Annotated in this window: 13 protein-coding genes; 3 read left to right on the forward strand and 10 right to left on the reverse strand. The window is 30.7% G+C overall.

All coding sequences use genetic code 11. The annotated features are described in order from the left end of the window. Positions 1 to 20: 20 nt before the first annotated feature. From CUEA01_RS10600 to CUEA01_RS10630, 7 genes are all read right to left on the reverse strand, one after another. Positions 21 to 272: a methyltransferase gene (locus CUEA01_RS10600; protein ID WP_234121606.1), complete on the reverse strand. Its 252-nt coding sequence runs from the start codon at positions 270 to 272 to the stop codon at positions 21 to 23. Next, complete coding sequence (gene essC / locus CUEA01_RS10605) at positions 265 to 4,875, reverse strand: type VII secretion protein EssC (RefSeq protein WP_234121607.1); 4,611 nt, start codon at positions 4,873 to 4,875, stop codon at positions 265 to 267. Before essC ends, CUEA01_RS10600 begins: the two co-directional genes overlap by 8 nt. Before the next feature lie 24 nt (positions 4,876 to 4,899). Continuing rightward, complete coding sequence (locus CUEA01_RS10610) at positions 4,900 to 6,225, reverse strand: FHA domain-containing protein (protein ID WP_234121608.1); 1,326 nt, start codon at positions 6,223 to 6,225, stop codon at positions 4,900 to 4,902. Between the two features lie 157 nt (positions 6,226 to 6,382). Continuing rightward, a complete protein-coding gene (locus tag CUEA01_RS10615) occupies positions 6,383 to 7,168 on the reverse strand; it encodes a PP2C family protein-serine/threonine phosphatase (protein WP_234121609.1) in 786 nt (261 codons plus the stop codon). A 113-nt stretch (positions 7,169 to 7,281) separates the two neighbouring features. Further along, complete coding sequence (locus tag CUEA01_RS10620; RefSeq protein ID WP_234121610.1) at positions 7,282 to 8,676, reverse strand: FHA domain-containing protein; 1,395 nt, start codon at positions 8,674 to 8,676, stop codon at positions 7,282 to 7,284. Between the two features lie 16 nt (positions 8,677 to 8,692). Beyond that, positions 8,693 to 8,941, reverse strand: coding sequence for a hypothetical protein (locus CUEA01_RS10625; RefSeq protein ID WP_234121611.1), 249 nt, complete (start codon positions 8,939 to 8,941; stop codon positions 8,693 to 8,695). 12 nt (positions 8,942 to 8,953) lie between these two features. Next, entirely contained in the window at positions 8,954 to 10,885 is a 1,932-nt protein-coding gene (locus CUEA01_RS10630) for a protein kinase domain-containing protein (RefSeq protein ID WP_234121612.1), read from the reverse strand. Between the two features lie 195 nt (positions 10,886 to 11,080). On the opposite strand from CUEA01_RS10630, the gene CUEA01_RS10635 reads away from it, so the two are divergent. Continuing rightward, complete coding sequence (locus CUEA01_RS10635) at positions 11,081 to 13,264, forward strand: Ig-like domain-containing protein (RefSeq protein WP_234121613.1); 2,184 nt, start codon at positions 11,081 to 11,083, stop codon at positions 13,262 to 13,264. A gap of 77 nt (positions 13,265 to 13,341) precedes the next feature. On the opposite strand, the gene CUEA01_RS10640 is transcribed toward CUEA01_RS10635, so the two are convergent. After that, the gene (locus CUEA01_RS10640) at positions 13,342 to 13,917 is read right to left on the reverse strand and encodes a TetR/AcrR family transcriptional regulator (protein ID WP_234121614.1); all 576 of its coding nucleotides are present in this window, start codon (positions 13,915 to 13,917) and stop codon (positions 13,342 to 13,344) included. 217 nt (positions 13,918 to 14,134) lie between these two features. On the opposite strand from CUEA01_RS10640, the gene CUEA01_RS10645 reads away from it, so the two are divergent. Both CUEA01_RS10645 and CUEA01_RS10650 read left to right on the forward strand, forming a co-directional pair. Next, positions 14,135 to 15,526, forward strand: coding sequence for an NADH:flavin oxidoreductase (locus CUEA01_RS10645; protein ID WP_234121615.1), 1,392 nt, complete (start codon positions 14,135 to 14,137; stop codon positions 15,524 to 15,526). Positions 15,527 to 15,542: 16 nt separating this feature from the next. Next, positions 15,543 to 16,592, forward strand: coding sequence for an amidohydrolase family protein (locus CUEA01_RS10650; RefSeq protein ID WP_234121616.1), 1,050 nt, complete (start codon positions 15,543 to 15,545; stop codon positions 16,590 to 16,592). 747 nt (positions 16,593 to 17,339) lie between these two features. Here CUEA01_RS10650 and CUEA01_RS10655 read toward each other — a convergent pair. Then, positions 17,340 to 18,101 carry an SDR family NAD(P)-dependent oxidoreductase gene (locus tag CUEA01_RS10655; protein ID WP_234121617.1) on the reverse strand — a complete coding sequence of 254 codons (762 nt, stop codon included), beginning with the start codon at positions 18,099 to 18,101 and terminating at the stop codon, positions 17,340 to 17,342. Positions 18,102 to 18,311: 210 nt separating this feature from the next. Further along, the gene (locus CUEA01_RS10660) at positions 18,312 to 18,833 is read right to left on the reverse strand and encodes a GNAT family N-acetyltransferase (protein WP_234121618.1); all 522 of its coding nucleotides are present in this window, start codon (positions 18,831 to 18,833) and stop codon (positions 18,312 to 18,314) included. Positions 18,834 to 18,874: the final 41 nt, after the last annotated feature.

The raw sequence follows: 18,874 nt of genomic DNA on the forward strand, positions 1-18,874 counted from the left end.
CTCCTCTCATCTTTTAAAATTTATATTAACATCAGCTTGAAACCATTTTTTAGTCCAAGTTGTTCTGACGACATATTGATATTGTAGATTGCTCCTGATTTTCTATCGCATATTATTGAATCATCTTGTCCTATAAAATAATTTTCAGACAATTCACAAACCATATGCACTATCAGTTTAGTAACCTCATAAAATTTACTTTTAAATGGTATATATATATCATAATTTTTATTTATAGCTGGCACATAAACATCAACCAAAATTTTATCCATATATATCATCTCCTTCACTGTTCTTTGATGATAATAATTTTATGAGCCTAGCTTTACCATTTACAATTACATATCCAAAGTCACTTTCAATATTCTTGTGCAGCTCCTTTGACATATTGGAAATTTTAAATTGATATTGATTGCCTATGCCATCACCAACCCAAATTCCTCTATTTAATTGGATTTTTTTATACCAGGTTTCAAAGGAATATGAACTAATACTTCCTACAGCATCGGCAATAACAAAAATTACATTGTATTCCATTTCGCACTTTTCAAGAAGTACATTTAACTTATTTTTTCCATCCTCAGAAAGACTATTTCTTAAACTTGCCATAGAATTTATGATACAAATCATTCTTTCAAACTTAGGAGCTTCTTCTCCCTTTTCCTTTGAATCTTTATAGGTATTGTTTCTATATACTAAAGTATTGAACAAATATACAACAATATTTTCTAATTCTGCATCAGATTTTGCATACTTATACTCTCTATTTTCAGTTTTATTAAACATATCTGATGGATCTATTACTATTAATTCGCTTACCTTCTTTATTACAAATATATCTGCTAAACCTTCTAAAAAGCTTGCACTATTATTGTCTGATGACAATATATAATTTATATACAAATTTTCAAAATTATAATAGGCTGTTTTAAGACTTGCCTTTTCAACTCCAATAGGAATTTTATCAAAATCATTGTGCACTATTTCATTTTCAAAATAATCTACATCAGCCTTTTCAGGTAATATTGGAACTCGCTTAGCCCCTGCTTTCTTCCAGGTACTTGCATATTCCTCACAGTAGCCTCGTATAAATTCAAATATACTATCAGAACTGTTACCTACAATTGCAGTTTGAAATTCATACACATCCTCCTTCTTAAAAATTCCTCTTCCTCTATAATTTGATGGATAAACTCCATGTATGCTTCCAAGAACCCCTGGATAATCAGCCACATCATTTAACTGTAATACATACAACTGTTTAAAGTTTTGTAAAATTCTATACCTAACAGCACTTGTATTTGCAGATGTAATTACAAAATAAATACCATATTTAGTTCCTTCACGAGTAAGGTAGGCTACATTATCTTCAAGTTCATCATAAACTTCTGTAAAAGCTGAGAAGTTATGGATTATAACAATTATAGTTTCCTCCTTACCTTTTCCCTTTGTAACATAGGAAATATAATCTCCGCCGTATTCTGAAAGTATCTTTTTTCTATTTTCTATTTCCTTATTTAACATTTTAAATAAATTGTTCACTTTTTCACTTTCATGTGATAAAATTACATCTCCTACATGTGGTGCCTTTGAAAATGCATTAAGAGTTTCAGAGGCAAAATCAAGAATATATATATTAAGCTCACTTGGAGAATGATCCTTCATAAGTGAATACATCATTGTTGTTAAGAAGGTTGTTTTACCATTACCAGCTGCACCATAAATAACTATATTTCCTTCTTCTGTAATAGGCAGTATCATAGGCAGCTGTCTTTGATTTGATGGATCATCAATTTCTCCTATAATAGGATTAAAAATATATTTTTCGTTCTTAGGAATCCCATATTTCTTTACTAGACTTTCTATATATACAACACTTGGTATTGGTTCTAACCAAAGTGGTCTAACCTTGATGTTTTCTTCCTTTGCAAGGTCATCAAGATAGTTCACAACTTCATCAATCTGTTTTGGTGGATTTTTAACTACAGCCTTTTTACTGTCGATTGAAGCTTCTCTAACTACATGTCCCAAATTGTCTATGATTGAAACTTTATCATATGCCTTTTTTTCTACCTGCTCTGATGGATAATATGGTGCACCACCCCAAGCAGACTGTCCAAGTTCAAATAATTCGTTAAAGCCAACCTGCATATAAAACCTTCCTGTTAAAGAAAGCTCTGCTGCATCTGGTCTTTTTATAACGTCCATGCTATCCTCTTTTTCCTGAACCTTAAGACATATTCTAAATCTTGTGTTACTCCATATTTGATCATCTACTACTCCAGAAGGCTTTTGTGTCGCAAGTATAAGATGAACACCAAGACTTCTTCCTATTCTGGCAGCACTTACAAGCTGATTCATAAACTCCGGCTGTTGTGTTTTTAATTCTGCAAACTCATCCGATATTATAAACAAATGCTGAAGTGGCTCTGTAACAAGCTTTTCTCTATAAAGCTTCTGATATTTATAAATATCAATATTGCTAACATTTAATTTTTTACCCGTTTCACTAAAAATAGCTTGTCTACGTTTAAGTTCACTTTGAATTGATACAAGCGAACGATTTACTGCAGCACCATCCAAATTTGTTATTGTTCCAGCTAAGTGAGGCAATTTTGTAAAAACATTTGCCATGCCTCCACCTTTATAGTCAATAAGTATAAAGGCAACTTCATAAGGATGATAATTTACAGCTAATGAAAGAATTAGTGTCATAATAAGTTCACTTTTTCCTGACCCTGTCATTCCCGCAATTAATCCATGAGGACCATGATATCTTTCATGGAAATCAATTTTAAAAGCTTCACCACTAGTAGAGGCCCCAAGGGGAATTTCTAATGATGCAGTTGGATCATTCTTCTTCCAGCGTTCAAGTGGATTTAAATGTTCAATTTTAGAAACATTGTACATTTCCAAGAAGGTCAAAACCTTAGGTAAACTATAAGAAGCATCTAACGAATCAAGTTTTATATTTGCCAAATGCATTGCTATATCATCTATATTTTGTCTAAGAAAAATGTCAGGCTGAAAATCCGTATGCTTTCCTGTAATATCACTTTTATCATATATCTTGCATTCATTGTAACCCAATTCTATAATAGTTCTACATTCTTTTGGTAAGTTCTTAAGTTCATCATAAAGTGCCACTAAACTAAACCCATAATTTGACTTATTCTCAAGTATCATATCAGCAATTTCAGCTTTTTTAGTAAGTTCCCTACTCATTGAAAATACAATATAATATGGTCCCATTTCCTCAAGACTTTTATCTTTGCCCATATCCTTTCTCTTTTTAAATTCTGCTGTACAATATGAGGAAAGTTCCCTTACTTCATTTGAATTTTCAGCTATGTACCTTATAGTTTTATCCTTATTCCAAACATGAGGAAGCCACTTTACAAAATCCCATATACTTTCTTCATTTTTATCATATATAAATACAAGTTTTAGTTCATCATAGCTGTGAAGTGCTGTAAGTTGAACTATAATTCCTTTAACAAGCTCTACCACTTTAGCTCTTTCACCAATTAATCCAGAAATCCATTTTTCTAAAAAAGAAATAGTTACAGGAACCTGCTCTAGCATTTTAGGCTTGTCTACTAATTTATACAACTCATCTTTGAGAACATCATCCTCCATAGAAAAACTTTTTTCAGAATAGCTTATGTCAGCTTCTAAAGGTATACTTCCAAGCCCAAGCCTTACAGTCAAAAAATCCTTATGTTCATAGGTTCTTTCCCAAAGATTTCTTTGCTTAAGCTTGATTCTTGTAACACATTCATCTAAGGTTATATTATTTTCATGGAGTATCTTGCTTTGGTGAATGCACTCTTCCACAATTATCTGATCAACTTTCTTCAAATACTTCCTATACTTTTCTTGTCTTAATTTCTCCCTTTTCTTTCTTCTTTTTGTTTCATATTTCTTTGACAATATTGGAAAAAGTACTGTTCCTAAAAGCATACTAAGAGACATCATAAGTGTTGGCATTGCTGTCATTATATTTCCATGTGTACTCATAACACTTTGTAATGTAACAATACCTGTAAAAAGCGATGTCATTCCCATTGCTAAAGAAGGTCCTAATATTAACATAAGCGGCATCTCATCTTGATTTCCAAGAGCCGGTGGAGAATCTATTCTTATTTTTACCCTTTCAACATCTTTTTTAAATCTCGGTGAACGATAAAATAAATTATCACTGTTTACCTCATCATCATCTTCTTCATCATTTAAAACTTCAATTTCTTGTTTGATAAACTTTTTTAAAACTTTTTCATTATATTTAACCTTATTATCAGGATTGTTTACAGCTAAAAATCCTTTTCCAATTATAACTTTCAAACCTAATATGTAAACCACATCACCTGGTGCAAGCGCTTTCTCTTTAACTTTAAATCCATTTACAAAAGTCCCATTTGAACTACATAAATCTTTTATAGTAATATTTTTTTCATAAACATTAATTTCTGCATGTTTGGAGGATACAAAATTATTTTCAAAAGCTATATCACAATCACTATTTCTACCAATCATGATTTTATTGCCAGGACAAAAAAGGAGTTTTTTAAAGTACCTCCTATCAGCTGTAATTGGCTCGGAATATATAAGTGCACTTTCATTAAATTCTAAAAAATATACATTATAAAACTGCAGCGGTTCTATTGCTGCCTTAGGAAGCTTATTATTATTTTCATCTCTTATAATGACTTTTTTATTTGAAATTAAAAACCATTTTTCTTTATAACCTTCAACACTTATAACATTTTTCTCACAGCCAGCTGCATCTTTTTCAGTTATCCAGTACTGTCCATTTTTCTTTTCTGGCAAAATACACGAATTAATAGACTCCTTTTTTATTAACGTTAACTGCATTTAAGACTATCCCTTCATTCTTTTTTAGTTTAAATAAAAATAATAACTTTCGTCTGCAAAAATAATGCCATCTTTGTTATTAAGCCTGTACCTTTTATTAGGTTCAAGTTTAATGTGATTCAAATATGTTCCATTGCTCGAATTATTGTCAATAATATAATATTCTCCATTGTCTGATACTATAGATGCATGCTTACCGGAAACTGTAGGTTTTTCAATTACAAAATCTGAATTTACCTTATCTCGTCCTATATTGAACGCTGCCTTATCTATATAAATTTTACCTGTACCTTCAGAATTTAATTTTATGATATATGGCTTATTAGAATTATCACTAAACAAAACACTAGTACCATTTTCTTTATCTAAATCACTATGAACGCTTTCTTTATTTAACTTTCTGGAATTTAGGTCAAATTCATCTTCAATTACAGGACTATATTCCCTGCTATTAGTTATTTTGTTATTATCTTCAGACTTCCTAGCTATATAAATATCCTCCTTAGACCGCTGTTTTTCATAATTCATATTGCTTTTTAAATTAGTGTAAACTTCCTCTTCCTTGCTCTTCTTATTTCCTGTAAAACACACTATTATAAAAGAAATTAGTTCTGCAGCAAAGAATAAAATTGAAAATACAATCAAAGCATTGTAATCAATATATTTACTTATTAATTTAATTTTAAAAGCATTACCTATTAATGGTATACATATGCATAAAAAAATAATAATAAAAAAAGAAATAATAAATCCTTTAAATTTACCGAATCTACTAGAATTCTCATCATCATTTTTATTAAAACTTGATATTTTATTTTTGAAGTTATTAATATCAAAATTATCATCATTTACTTTAGATAAAATAAAGCCTACTAGTTCTTCTCCGCCCTTTATTTGACTACTATTTACCAACTGCCTTAAAAGTATTCCAAGATTTTCCATAGATGAATTTATATAATCATTAGAGCTAACAGGAACATACATAAATTTAATATCATGACTATATACATCTATAAACAAATATTTAATATCTATAATCAAATTTGAAGTTATAAGCTTATGTTCTTTTATCCATAAAATCAAATCAACTATTTGCTCTACTATTTTTTTAAACTCATCAATTGAAAAAACATTCTTTAAAATAAAATTTTTAAGTGGAATATAACTTTCAACATAATATAACAGGCAATTTGCTTTATACTTATCTTTAATACAATTAATCAAATTGTTTCCACTACTATTAACAACTGAAAATTGATAATCATCAACAAAACTATCAGGACTTATAACAAGCTCAATATAATTGCTATTGCTAAATTCTATGTCCTTTATGAAATTAACCTTACTCATAATTCACCACCCAAAATAAATATACAGTAAAACATTATTTTTAATTATAATCAATATAATACCATATAGTATATTAATTTTCCACTTTTTTTATAAATTTTAATATATAATTAAATTTATTATTAAACTTATATCAAGCATAGCCTGTAATTAAAATTTACAGTATTTTATTCTTTTTTGCTCCAACTAAAATCACAGAAATATTATCAGTTTCGCCTCTACTTCTAACAATTTGTACGAGTTTTTTAGCTGCTTTTTGCAAGGTTTCATCATCAAAATCATAATTTAAAATATTTGATTTTATATCCTCATCCTTCAATTTATTATAAAACCCATCACTACATATTATAAAAATTTCATTTTCGTTTAAAATTCCCGTTTTCTTAAAAATATCAATTTCTCTTTTTACGCCTATGCACTGCATAAGTATATGTCTATCAGGACTTACTCTTGCTTGCTCTTGAGTCATCATCTTATTTTTAACTTTATACGCAACATATGAGTGATCCTCTGTAAGCCTTTCAATCCCATTTTTCACACTATAAATTCTGCTATCACCGACATGCAATATGTAATACTTTCCGCCATAAATAAATATTAGAGACATTGTAGTGCCTAATTTTTTATTTCTTTGAATTCCATATTCAATTATTGTTTCATTTATTTTTTTTAGTACAGAAGACAAAATAATCGGAATTTCATTTTGAATCTTTGTCTTTATTATCTTTGCTAATTCCTCTTCCCACCATTTTTTAAGCTTCATAACGGCTATATTACTTGCAATCTCACCAAATTCCAGTCCTCCTAGTCCATCGCATACAACGAACATACCAAAATCTCCACTTTTATCTTCCCCTATTTTAACCAATATGTTATCTTCATTTGTATCTTTAAATTTTCCTTTATCACTAAAAGCGCCTGCTATCAAATTAAATCTATTCATAACTCACCTCTTTATAGATAAACCGTTTCAACTATTGAAATTCATGTGCACCAAAATGCCCAGGAGACGGCATTTTGGTACAAATAAATTTGAAGTTACAATGTGGTTTATCTTTAATTAAGCCTAAAAGCATAAGAACTATCGGCAAATTTTATAACATCATTTTCTTTAATCTTATACAGTTCATTACTTTCTAGCCTCTTGTTATTAATGTAGGTTCCATTCTTAGAATTCAAGTCCTTAATATAATATTCTGAATTTATTTTTCTTATCTCCGCATGCATTTTTCCCACCGCTTTATTATCACTTACATAATCAACAAATTCATCTAATCTTCCTATTTTAAAAACATCTTTATTTATATAAATTTTTTGGACAACACCATTTTTATTTTGAGCCAAATATGGATACTCTTCTTCAATAATTTGCGTAGAATAAGACATTTCTGATACAATTTCACGCTTTGACAATTTTATGCTATTTGTATTTTTGGCTGTTATATTGCGAATATTTTCTGTACTTTTGCTTGCTGCTTTAACTTCATAAGCTCTTTTTTTATTTGACAAGTTTAAAATTAAAATTAAAGTTAGTATTAAATCCATCCCTAAAATTAAAGAAATAATTATTGATTCAATTAAATACTCTTGATTATCAAAAAAAAGCACAACTGAAAACACACCAGCCGCAGCAACCAACTGGAGCGCTAAAATTATAAGGGCATACCTAATATTTAGCCTTCTTATTCTAGTTTTTTTCATTTTAATTATATCTTTAATATAATTATTTTCTTTGTCCTCTGTTCTTATATCACTATTCACAATAATTTCAGTTTTAGGATTTACCGTCTCACTTAATTCTGGAGCTTGCGTAATTATAGGCTCTTCCTTATAATTTTCATGCTTAAGTAATTGTTCTTCCTCTACTTCAACTTTATTCTCAATCTCATCCTTAGAATATTTCTTAAGAAGCTCTTCAAATTCATCTATGTTAAATACTTTTTTCCTAAGGATATTTAATATCTTAGATATAAAATTTTCTCTATCATCAATCCTTACAACCTCTACAATTAATGTCTTAATAAGTCTTGAAAATTCATATGCCAGTTCAAAATTTCCATCTGCTTTAAGAGGAATACAGATAAAATATATATTTTCTGAATATCTATCAATATAAATAGACTTTGAATCAAAAAAACTAAATCCTTTAAGCTTCGTAGTCTCCACTTCTTTCAATTTTCTAAGAATCTGTAGTAAAATATTAGAAAACTCACTTACCCTTAAAACTTTATCTTTTAAATATTCTTCAAAGGTAATTTTATTTGTAATATCATATAGAATATTAATCTTTTCTTTCACATTTTCTACTTCTACATGAAGCAAATTCTCTTTCTCACTATTTATAATGCTAATTTTTTCTTCGTCAATATTCTCTGCATTATCAAAAGACAAGACAGCAAATTTTTTCTCTATACTTTTTTCTGAAATATTTATATTAGGGTAATTATCCATAGTTATATCCTCCATTTTATAAACAAACAGTATCATCTTTGTTTTTATCATCAAGTAGCTCTGTGTTGTCCGTTACATTTTCTAAAACAGCTGTTTCTTGTCCACCATTTTCTTTAATCTCGTAATTTACCTTAGAATCACATATTTTTTCATGTTCCTCTTTTATAGTTTTGTTTTTAACCGTACAATACAAAATAAACATACTCAATATAATTCCAAAAATGCCTGCAATTATTTTAGCTATTTGAATCTGCATAGAACTCATAAAAAATCCTCCTCACCTTATAATACCTTGATTTTTAATATCATTATATTTTTGACTTAGATTCATAAATTCGGTATCATTCTCATTGTATTTTTTAGATATTGTAAGTTTATAATACTTAACAAAGTCACTATAATTCCTTTGTCCATTTGAAACCCCTTGCTGTGCATCATATTCTAAAAGTGCGAGTTCCATATATCCTTTATAATCATCCGGAAACATCTGAATTTCCTTTTGAAATGCATTTTTACTTTCACCTACATTATCCAAATACTTATATATCATTCCCAATTTACAATAAGAATCCGATATTTGACTTCCTGCATTTATGGCTATTTTGTAATTTTCAAGTGCTTTATTTAAATACAATTTATACTTTTCCTGCTCTAGCCTTGATTCACCTGCCTTACTGTAATACGCCTGTCCCAGTTGCTGATATATTATTATATTATTTTTGCCAACCGAAAGAGTATTTGCTTTCTCCAAAACTCCTATTTCTTTATCTGTATTCTCATCAAATATCTGAGGATTATCTCTGTAAATCTGCGACAAAGTTATATATGCACTAATCTTAAAATGTATATCTGAGCTGCCATCTATGTATTTTTCAAGATTATTAACAGAGTCAATAACATCATTATTTTTACTCATACTCAATGTAGATAAAGTTTTTGCAATCACTTTATAATATTTGAGCGGTCCAATATTATCAGCCTTTTTCCCATTTATTGCGTCAAAATACTTGCAGGCTTTACTATAGTTTTCATAATCAAAATACGCCATTCCAACCTCATATTTAAGATTATCATCTTTAAGTAAATTTGCGCCTTTTGATGTTACGTATGTCTCAACAAAATCTATACACTGATCATACTGTCCATTTTCAAGGTACGTATTAATAGCTTTTATATACGCTTTTGAATCTTCTTCGTTTTTGTCTATTGCAGCTTTAAAACTATCAATGGCCTTACTTGTATTTTTTAAGCTTCCCTGTTTATCACCATTTTCAATCATGTTGTTATATTCCTTAACACTTTCACCCTTAATTCCAAAAATTCCAGAAGCAATTAGAAACACTGAAAAAATAAACATAATAACGCTAACAAAGATTTTAATATACTTTTTTCTTACTTCTACTTTATACTTTGAATTAAGCTTATGTATGTTTTCCAAATCATTAATCATTTCTTTTATTGACTGATATCTCAAACTTGGATCCTGTTTTGTACATTTCTCTATAATAAATTCCATTCCCTCCGAAAGTGATGGATCTATTTTTCTTATTGGCTTTATCTCAAACGGCGGATCATTAGGACTCTTACCAGTAATTAAGTGGTAAAGCGTAACACCTAAACTATATATATCCGTTCTAGCATCGCTTTGATAATCTCCATATTGCTCTGGTGCAGCATACCCCCTTGTACCTATATAAGTTGTATCTTTAGAAACATTCTTCTTATACTTTCTTGCAATACCAAAATCTATAAGCTTTATCTGTCCTCTATTTGTAAGTATTAGGTTTCCTGGCTTCATATCCCTATATATTATTGGGTTTGGCTTTTGAGAATGTAAATAATTTAAAACATCACATATCTGCTTCGCCCAATCAATTACAGTTTTTTCATCAACCATACCAGATTTTACAATAAGTTTATCAAGTGAAATACCGTCTATAAAATCCATCACAAGATATATGCTTTCATTTCTTTCAATAATGTCAACTATTCGCGGAAGTGCTGGATGGTCAAGATTTTTTAATATATTAGTTTCCGCAAGTAAATCAATAGAAGAATTAAGACTTTTTTTCACTTGCTTAATTGCCCAAAACTTTTCAAGTTTAATATCCTTAGCAAGGTAAACTATGCTCATACCTCCCTTACCAAGAATATCCACAATCTTATATTTATTATCAAACATCTCATTTTCCAATTTCAAGTAAAACACCCCATATATAAAAATCAATACTATAATATCACTTTTCAGAATAATATTCCAGTTTGTTAAAAATAAAAATTAATTTATTTAAACTTTCTATTAAACTTTTTTAATTTCTAGTTGAATTTTTTTCGTGTTTGGTATATTATGTAACTCAGTACATTTTATGATATAAGGCATCTTAAAAAAGGGGGAAGTAAAACATTGAATCGTAAAAAAGTTTTTTCAGTAATTTTAGCTTCATTGTTTATTTCAAATGTTTTTACAGAATCTACTGTACTGGCTGTAGATACAAGTAATAATCAAAGCATAAATTCATCTATAAATGAAAGTTCAAAAGATGATACTTCAAAAGTTCCAGATGATGGTACGCCACTTATATTAGGAGTAAATAACAACTCTTCTTCATCTAAACCAGTAAAACCAATAATAAAAATAAAGAATTCATTACTAGATAAGAATTGTATCGGTAATGATAATCTAGTACATGCTACATTAAACAATAAACCATACAATCTAAAATTTATAAGCAAAGATAACGATATAGTAACCTTAGAAGGCGACACAATCTCTGAGAATACACCAAAGAATCAGAAAAATACTCTTATCGTGTATTCCCCTGATACGGTTTACATATATTCACCTTCATACACTAAGAGTACAAAAGTCCAATTTTCAATAGACTCCGTTCCACCAGCCATTTCATTTAATGAGGCATATGGCAGAAATATAGAAAATGGCGGTGTCTATACTGGATCAATCAGTCCAATTATAAATATGTCTGATAACTATCATCTCGCAAACTATTCTGTTACATTGAACGGAAAAGCATGCAATGGATATTTTTATTTAAATACTAACGGAGGTATATCATTCGCTGGAAACAAAATCTCTCAAGATGGTAATTATACTTTAAAAGTAACCGCAAAGGATGATGCAGGTAATGCCTCTACCTTTAGTAAATCTTTTGTAATTGACAATACTGCTCCAAATATAAGTATTTCTGGAGTTAAAGATGGTGATTATTTAAACAGCGAATCTGTAACGCCTTACATTGACATTCAAGATTCAAACTTTGATCCTACTAGGACAAGTTTTGTTGTAAAAAAAGATGGCGTTGAAATTCCAGTTGATGTAACAAGAGACGATAACGGACTATACTATTTTAGCCTTTATGACGAAGGTACATATACTATTACAGCAACTGCATATGATAAAGCTGGTAATGAATCCACTCTAACACCTATAAGCTTTGTAATTGACAGGACAGCACCAGTTCTTAATTTTAATTTTTCAGACAATCAATATTTTAACAAAGCATTCAAACCAATTATCACCACGGAAAACAGTGATGATTTTGTAGATACACTTATTATAAATGGTGTTGAGTATTCTCCCGATAATGTGCCAGACTTTTTAGCAAACAATGCATATGACGTAACTGCTATTGCAAAAGATAGAGCCGGTAATTTCAGCCCTACATCACATTTAAAATTCACAATAGATACTATTGCTCCTGTTATAAATACTTCTAATATAACTGATAATTATTACTACAACACTTCAGTAAGTCCTTTAATAACAAGCACAGATATAAATCCATACTTATTTACAATGACTTTAAACGGTACAAGTTATAATAATGGTATTATTTCTGCTGAAGGAAATTATGAGTTAGTAATTACTTCCGTAGATAAGGCATCAAACTCTTCGGAAAAGATTATAAGATTTGTTATAGACAAGACTGCCCCTACTATTTCGCTTAAAGGATTAGTTAACAATGGAATTTTTAATCATTCTATAGATCCATATGTATATATAAATGATCCAAATTCATATATGTCAATACTTATGATTGATGGTGAAGATTATCACGGCGGTATTATTGGAATGGATGGAAAACACACTTTACTAATAGAAGCTGTAGATAAAGCAGGTAACATAAACAAAGAAGCAATTAATTTCTTTATAAAAGCTACTCCACCTCAAATATATGTTTCAGGTCTCAATAACGGCAATACTTACACTGGTTCCGTTACTCCAAAAATTTCTTTTTCAAAAGATATCGTTGAATCTGAAACCACTATGACTTTAGATGGAAATGCATATAAATTAAATGACAAAATCTCTTCCGTTGGAAATCATGAATTAGTTATTTCAACTACAGACTCTGCAGGAAATAAAGCTACAAAAAGAATTGATTTTTCAATAGCAAGCGATAAAAAAAATGTAACTGCACAAATAAGCAATATTATAAAAAAAATCATTCCAACTTCAAAATCACAAAACGGTGCCTTTCCTTTATATGGCGCCATAGCTGTAATTGCCTGCGCAGCCATTGGTTTATTGGGAGTATTAAAGTTTAAAAGAAAAAAGCCAAATAAATAGACAATTTGAAAAGTAAAAGCAATAATGTTGTATGACCTTTATTTAATGTCCTACAATATTATTGCTTTTACTTTTCATTAAATGTCAGTGAGCTTGTATAGAATTTTTTCTACTTCTTTAATTAATTCTTCTTCTGATATTTTCTTTTTTTGCATGAGCCAATATCCGATTGTATTAATTATTGCACCAGTAAAAAAGGATGCGACTATTTCAGGAGATGCAGACACAGATACGCCTTTTTTTATAGCAATTTTAATTTTCCCTGTAATATCAGAAATTATTTGTTCTGAAAGTATGTTAAGAAGTGTAGGAAGTAAATTGCTACCTAATACCATACTTACAAATTGTTCATGGTATTTAAAAAAATTCAGAACATCACGGGTAATGCTGATATAAAAAGAATATGGGTCGCTATAATCCTTTGAAGCAGGATTTATTGCATCAAAATCACTTTGTAACCGTCTTACAAAAAAACCAAAAAACTCATACTTATCTGCAAAATGCTTATAAAATGTCGTTCTTCTAATCATAGCCATTTCACATAATTCATTTACTGTTATATCTTCAAAATGTTTTTTACTCATGAGTTGTAAAAAAGCTTCTGTTAATGATTTGTATGTGCGGATAACCCGTAAATCATGTTTATTCCCCATTTTACCCTCCTTTTTTTAGAAATATATTAGTAAATTTTATTTTTTATCTATTTTAGAAACACATTAGTAAATTTTGTTTTTTATCTATCAAAACCAGTTGCTTTGACTGTTGAATTGGTAATAAAAGTATTCTATACTTAAAAACAACAAATGTCAATTATCTAACAAATATGCTAACTATATGACAAATGTTAATAAATTTAAGGAGGCAATCCAAATGGATACAAATGTATTATTTGAACCAATTCAAATTGGCAACGTAGAATTGAAAAACAGAATTGCGATGTCACCTATGAATATGGGTTACACTGGCCCAGAAGGCTATGCAGGTGAGCAATCAAATGCATGGTATGCAACTAGAGCAAGAGGTGGTTTTGGTCTTATCATCACTGAATGTGTAGTGGCAAACCCCTATCCATGGCGTGGCAGTGATTCACTTAATCCTCTATTATGTGACAGCCAAAAGAAATATCGCTATTTAAGCCAAATGGCCGATGTCATTCATTCTTATAAGGGTACAAAAGTATTTATGCAGCTTTCTCCTGGTTGGGGACGACAAGGTCATCCAAATATGATGCATAATGGCATCGCTGCTGGTGCTCCTTCAGCTATTCCTATGGAAACAGATTTACGTAATCTAAGCAATGGCTGGGCTAAACAATTTAAAAGAATAGGCATAACGCTGATTGATGAGCTTGGCGGTCTTGAAAAAATAAAGAGCCTTAGTGATGAAGAATATGAGGATGTTAAGGCTAAAGCCTTTGCTTACTTAAAAAAGGATTGTCCCGAATTTTTCCATGTACTCAAAGGACATACCCCACGAGAACTTACTATTGCAGAAATAGAAAAGGTTGAAAATTTCATGGTGGAACAAGCCTGTGTTGCTTATAAACTTGGATATGATGGTGTAGAACTCCACACCCCTCACGGATATCTTCTACATCAGTTCTTATCACCACGCTCTAATCATCGTACCGACTTGTATGGTGGAAGTACTGAAAATCGTGCACGTATAGTTACTAATATTATTGAACGTATACGTAAAAAAGTTGGCTTTGAAAAAGTATTGGGTTGCCGCCTTTCTGGCGATGAATTGATGCAAGATGGTTTAGGACATGAAGAAGTTTGTAAGCTTGTTAAACTTTTTACTGATGCAGGAGCAAATTACTTTAATGTATCACAAGGCTCTTATGAAAATCCGGGAGCTGCATTCGCACCTGATGGCGAAAATGAATTTACACAATGGGCACCTGGTTTTAAAAAGGCAAGTGGAGGTCTTCCGGTTATAACACCAAACTTTACTAATCCAGAAACTGCAGTTGAAGCAATTAAGAGTGGAAGGACTGATATTATTTCACTAGGTCGTCAATCTATTGCTGATCCTTACTGGCCTGCAAAGGTAAAAGCTGGTCGCTGCAGTGATATTGTAAAATGCATTCGCTGTCAGCAATGTTACATGAATTTATTTGAATCTCGTTGGATTCGTTGTTCTGTGAATCCTACCGCAGGTTTTGAAAAATATTATCCAGAGCTTTGGAAGGATAATGGTTTGATGGATGTACGTGCAAAAAAATTTATGGATAAACGAGAAGGTTTACCTCTCATATAAGAAAGGAGCAATTAAAATGAGTGAAAAATATTTTGATGATGATTTTTTTAAAATAGATCCAGAATGTCATTTAATTGGCAATATGGAACCAGTTAATCACTTTCCTGGTGTTAAAATGTGGTGGAAAGCCATTGATAATGCTACACGTCCCATATTGCAAGGGTCACCAAAAGAGCTCCAAGATATGCTGGAACCTTGGGAATTTCAGAAAAACGCTGACCCTGAAAATATTATCCGTGCAATGAATAAATATGGTGTGGATATTGCATGTCTTTTACCTGAGTCAATGATGGATACTACAGGATATTCCAGTCGTTGGTGTACCAATGGTGATACGTGGAAAGCTGTTCAAACACATCCTGACCGCTTTATTATTGAACCAAATCTTTCTCCTATTAAGCATAGGGGGGTAGATAATGCTATATGGGAGATGGAATATTGGGTAGAGCGTGGCGCAAAGATATTTAAATACTATCCGCCAGAAGATACTTATATAAACGATCCAGACCTGTGGCCATTTTATAAAAGAGCTGAAGAATTAGGTATTGTGTTAGACATTCATACAGGTTTTTCATGGGTACCACCTGGCAAGAGCAAACATTGCTTACCTATTCAACTTGATGATGTTGCTCGTGATTTTCCAAACTTAAAGCTTGTAGCCTTTCACATGGGTTATCCATATTGTGACGATCTCAATATGGTAGCAATGGGGCATCCTAATGTGTACCTATGTTTAAGTTTGCTTGTACCTTGGGCAATAACTGCACCATATAAATTTGGAAAAATTCTTGGAGAAGCAATGCGTTTTGTGGGACCAGACCGTATTATTTGGGGAACAGATAGTGCTGGATTTGGCGCTCAAATTGGTGCAGCAGTTATGGGATTACGTAACTTCCAAATCCCTGAGGAATTACAATGGCAATATGGCTATTTACCTTTGACTGATGAGGACAAGCAAAAAATCTTTGGTGGTAATTTAGCTAAACTTCTTGGAATCGATACGTCGGTAAGACGAATAGGTAAGAAAGCTTCTGATAAAAATTCCATACCTTCCTTACAAAAATAACTAAAGGAACAAAGGTGTAGTGCAAAACAAAATAATAAGTGGGAGCTCTGCATAAAAATGATGTGATTAATAGCATCTTGAAACCTTAAATAAAATTATTGCGAAGTAAGTGTAGTAAAGGATATTAAATAAAATTAATAAAACTTTATTTAAACCATCCTGAACTACACTTACTTCGCATTTACAGTAATTTAAGGAAAGAACTCATACCAGAGGCTTTGGCGTAATTCTTAAAGCTATATCACTAATTTCTAATGATCCATTTCAAATACATAAATTAATCAAAATATTAGTGTGCCTACGGAATTTTGGTGTAGTACATAAACAATATTTATTACTGAAATCATTAAATTTACTTTATTAAGTTTTTAAATAACAATTATATATTGTGAAATAAAGATGCAGTGGATTAATCAAAGAACCTTTGGTAGGTGTAGGAAAAAAATGATGTTAGAGAATAGTGGCGAAAAAATTTCTAAATAAAATTGCATAAAACTTAGGGGAAAATTTTTTAAAGCTTTAGAGATTTAGATTGTCCGAGCGCCTTTTGCGAGTTATCGAAAGCTCTTAAGCTTTAAAAAATTTGACGCTTAGTTTTATTAATTTTATTTAGGATTTTGAGCCGCTATTCGCTAACATCATTTTTCTACGCCTACCAAAGATTCTTTGATTTTGCACTACACTTTGCTTTTCAATATTTAAAATTTATGTATTAAATAATTTTGTGCAACAGCGCCTTGTTATTTTTCAATTCATGAATACTCCACCATTCACATCTATACTACATCCGGTGATGTAATCTGAATCATTACTAGCTAGAAATGCTATAACTCCACTACAATCTTCAACTTTTCCTAATCTACCTAGAGGAATGATTTGTTTAATTAGATTTTCTGGGGCACTTGTATAATTGAAATTAGAAATCATATTTGTTCTAATGGCTCCTGGACAAATACCATTTACATTTATATTGTAAACACCATATTCTTTTGCATAACATTTAGTAGCAGTAATCATTCCACCTTTTGATGCAGCGTAGGCTATAGATGATTCAGTACCACCAATCCTACCTGCCGCGGAAGAAATGTTGATAATCTTTCCATAATTCTGCGGTTTCATAAATTTAAGAGCTTCCAATATACATAAGTGCATACTTCTTAAATTAGTATTCATTACTCTGTCCCATTCTTGTGCATCAACAGCTTCAATTGGCATTGATGGACATACTCCAGCACCATTTATTAAAATATGAATAGTAGGGAATTTCATTTTTGCTACTTTAAATAAATTTACTATATCCTCCGGTTTTGAAACATCAGTTTGAACATAATAACACTCACAACCTGTTAAATTTTTGATTTCTTCAGCCGCTTTTATACCTCGCTTTTCATTTCTACCAGCGATTATGGCACCACTTAATCCTTCTCTTCCCATATAAATAATACTTTCCTTTGTAATACCATCTGTCCCACCTGTAGCGATAGCATATTTACCTTCGAATCTCTGCATGTTTCCATCTCCTTTCATAAGAATTCAATCTTAAGCCAGTACTTTTTAATTCTACATTCGTTGAATAATTTATAGTTATTATTTTTAAGTGTAAAATATTTTTATTATCAATTCAACAGTCAAAGGAGTTGGTTTTGGTATATAAGAAACAAAATTTACCAACCTGTTTCCGAAATTTGCTAGACACAAAAGAACATATACTTCTTTAGTTTAAGCTAATCTATAGATAAGCATCCCCTTACCATATGGGTCATCTTCTGCACCAAACTCCTCATTAATATAATTATAACCACACTTCTCCATTACTTTAACTGATGCCTCATTTCCATGCATTATCCTTCCATATAAAGTTTTAACTTCAAAATGACTTGAAATAAAATCAGTTACTGCTTTTAAAGCTTCTGTTGCAAGCCCATTCCCTTGATATCCTTCGCAAATACAATACCCAATTTCAACTTCTCCTTGTTTCCCTTCAATTTCGTTTATACCCGTATCACCTATCAATTTATCATTTTCTTTTAATTCTATTGCCAAAACAAATGGTAACTGATTTTTATTAACACAATCAGCATAGAATTTTATAGCACCCTCTGCTTCTGCTATGTCTTGATAGCTTTCATTTGGAATCCATTTCATAAGTTCTGCTTCTTGATGATGCTTGTACAGTTCTTCTGCATCAGATAATTCAAATCTTCTAAAACGTAATCTATCTGTTTCTATAATATATTTCATTAAATTCACTCCTCCTCAAATTGTTATTTATAGTAGCAAAT

The sequence above is a fragment of the Clostridium hydrogenum genome (assembly GCF_021432385.1).
Lineage (GTDB): Bacteria > Bacillota > Clostridia > Clostridiales > Clostridiaceae > Clostridium_S > Clostridium_S hydrogenum.

Bases quoted from the DNA above. Each gene is read 5' to 3' on its own strand.
- CUEA01_RS10615 (WP_234121609.1), bottom strand. From the start codon at position 7,168: ATGAATAGATTTAATTTGATAGCAGGCGCTTTTAGTGATAAAGGAAAA.
- CUEA01_RS10650 (WP_234121616.1), top strand. From the start codon at position 15,543: ATGAGTGAAAAATATTTTGATGATGATTTTTTTAAAATAGATCCAGAA.
- essC (WP_234121607.1), bottom strand. From the start codon at position 4,875: ATGCAGTTAACGTTAATAAAAAAGGAGTCTATTAATTCGTGTATTTTG.
- CUEA01_RS10655 (WP_234121617.1), bottom strand. From the start codon at position 18,101: ATGCAGAGATTCGAAGGTAAATATGCTATCGCTACAGGTGGGACAGAT.
- CUEA01_RS10640 (WP_234121614.1), bottom strand. From the start codon at position 13,917: ATGGGGAATAAACATGATTTACGGGTTATCCGCACATACAAATCATTA.
- CUEA01_RS10625 (WP_234121611.1), bottom strand. From the start codon at position 8,941: ATGAGTTCTATGCAGATTCAAATAGCTAAAATAATTGCAGGCATTTTT.
- CUEA01_RS10610 (WP_234121608.1), bottom strand. From the start codon at position 6,225: ATGAGTAAGGTTAATTTCATAAAGGACATAGAATTTAGCAATAGCAAT.
- CUEA01_RS10600 (WP_234121606.1), bottom strand. From the start codon at position 272: ATGGATAAAATTTTGGTTGATGTTTATGTGCCAGCTATAAATAAAAAT.
- CUEA01_RS10645 (WP_234121615.1), top strand. From the start codon at position 14,135: ATGGATACAAATGTATTATTTGAACCAATTCAAATTGGCAACGTAGAA.
- CUEA01_RS10620 (WP_234121610.1), bottom strand. From the start codon at position 8,676: ATGGATAATTACCCTAATATAAATATTTCAGAAAAAAGTATAGAGAAA.
- CUEA01_RS10660 (WP_234121618.1), bottom strand. From the start codon at position 18,833: ATGAAATATATTATAGAAACAGATAGATTACGTTTTAGAAGATTTGAA.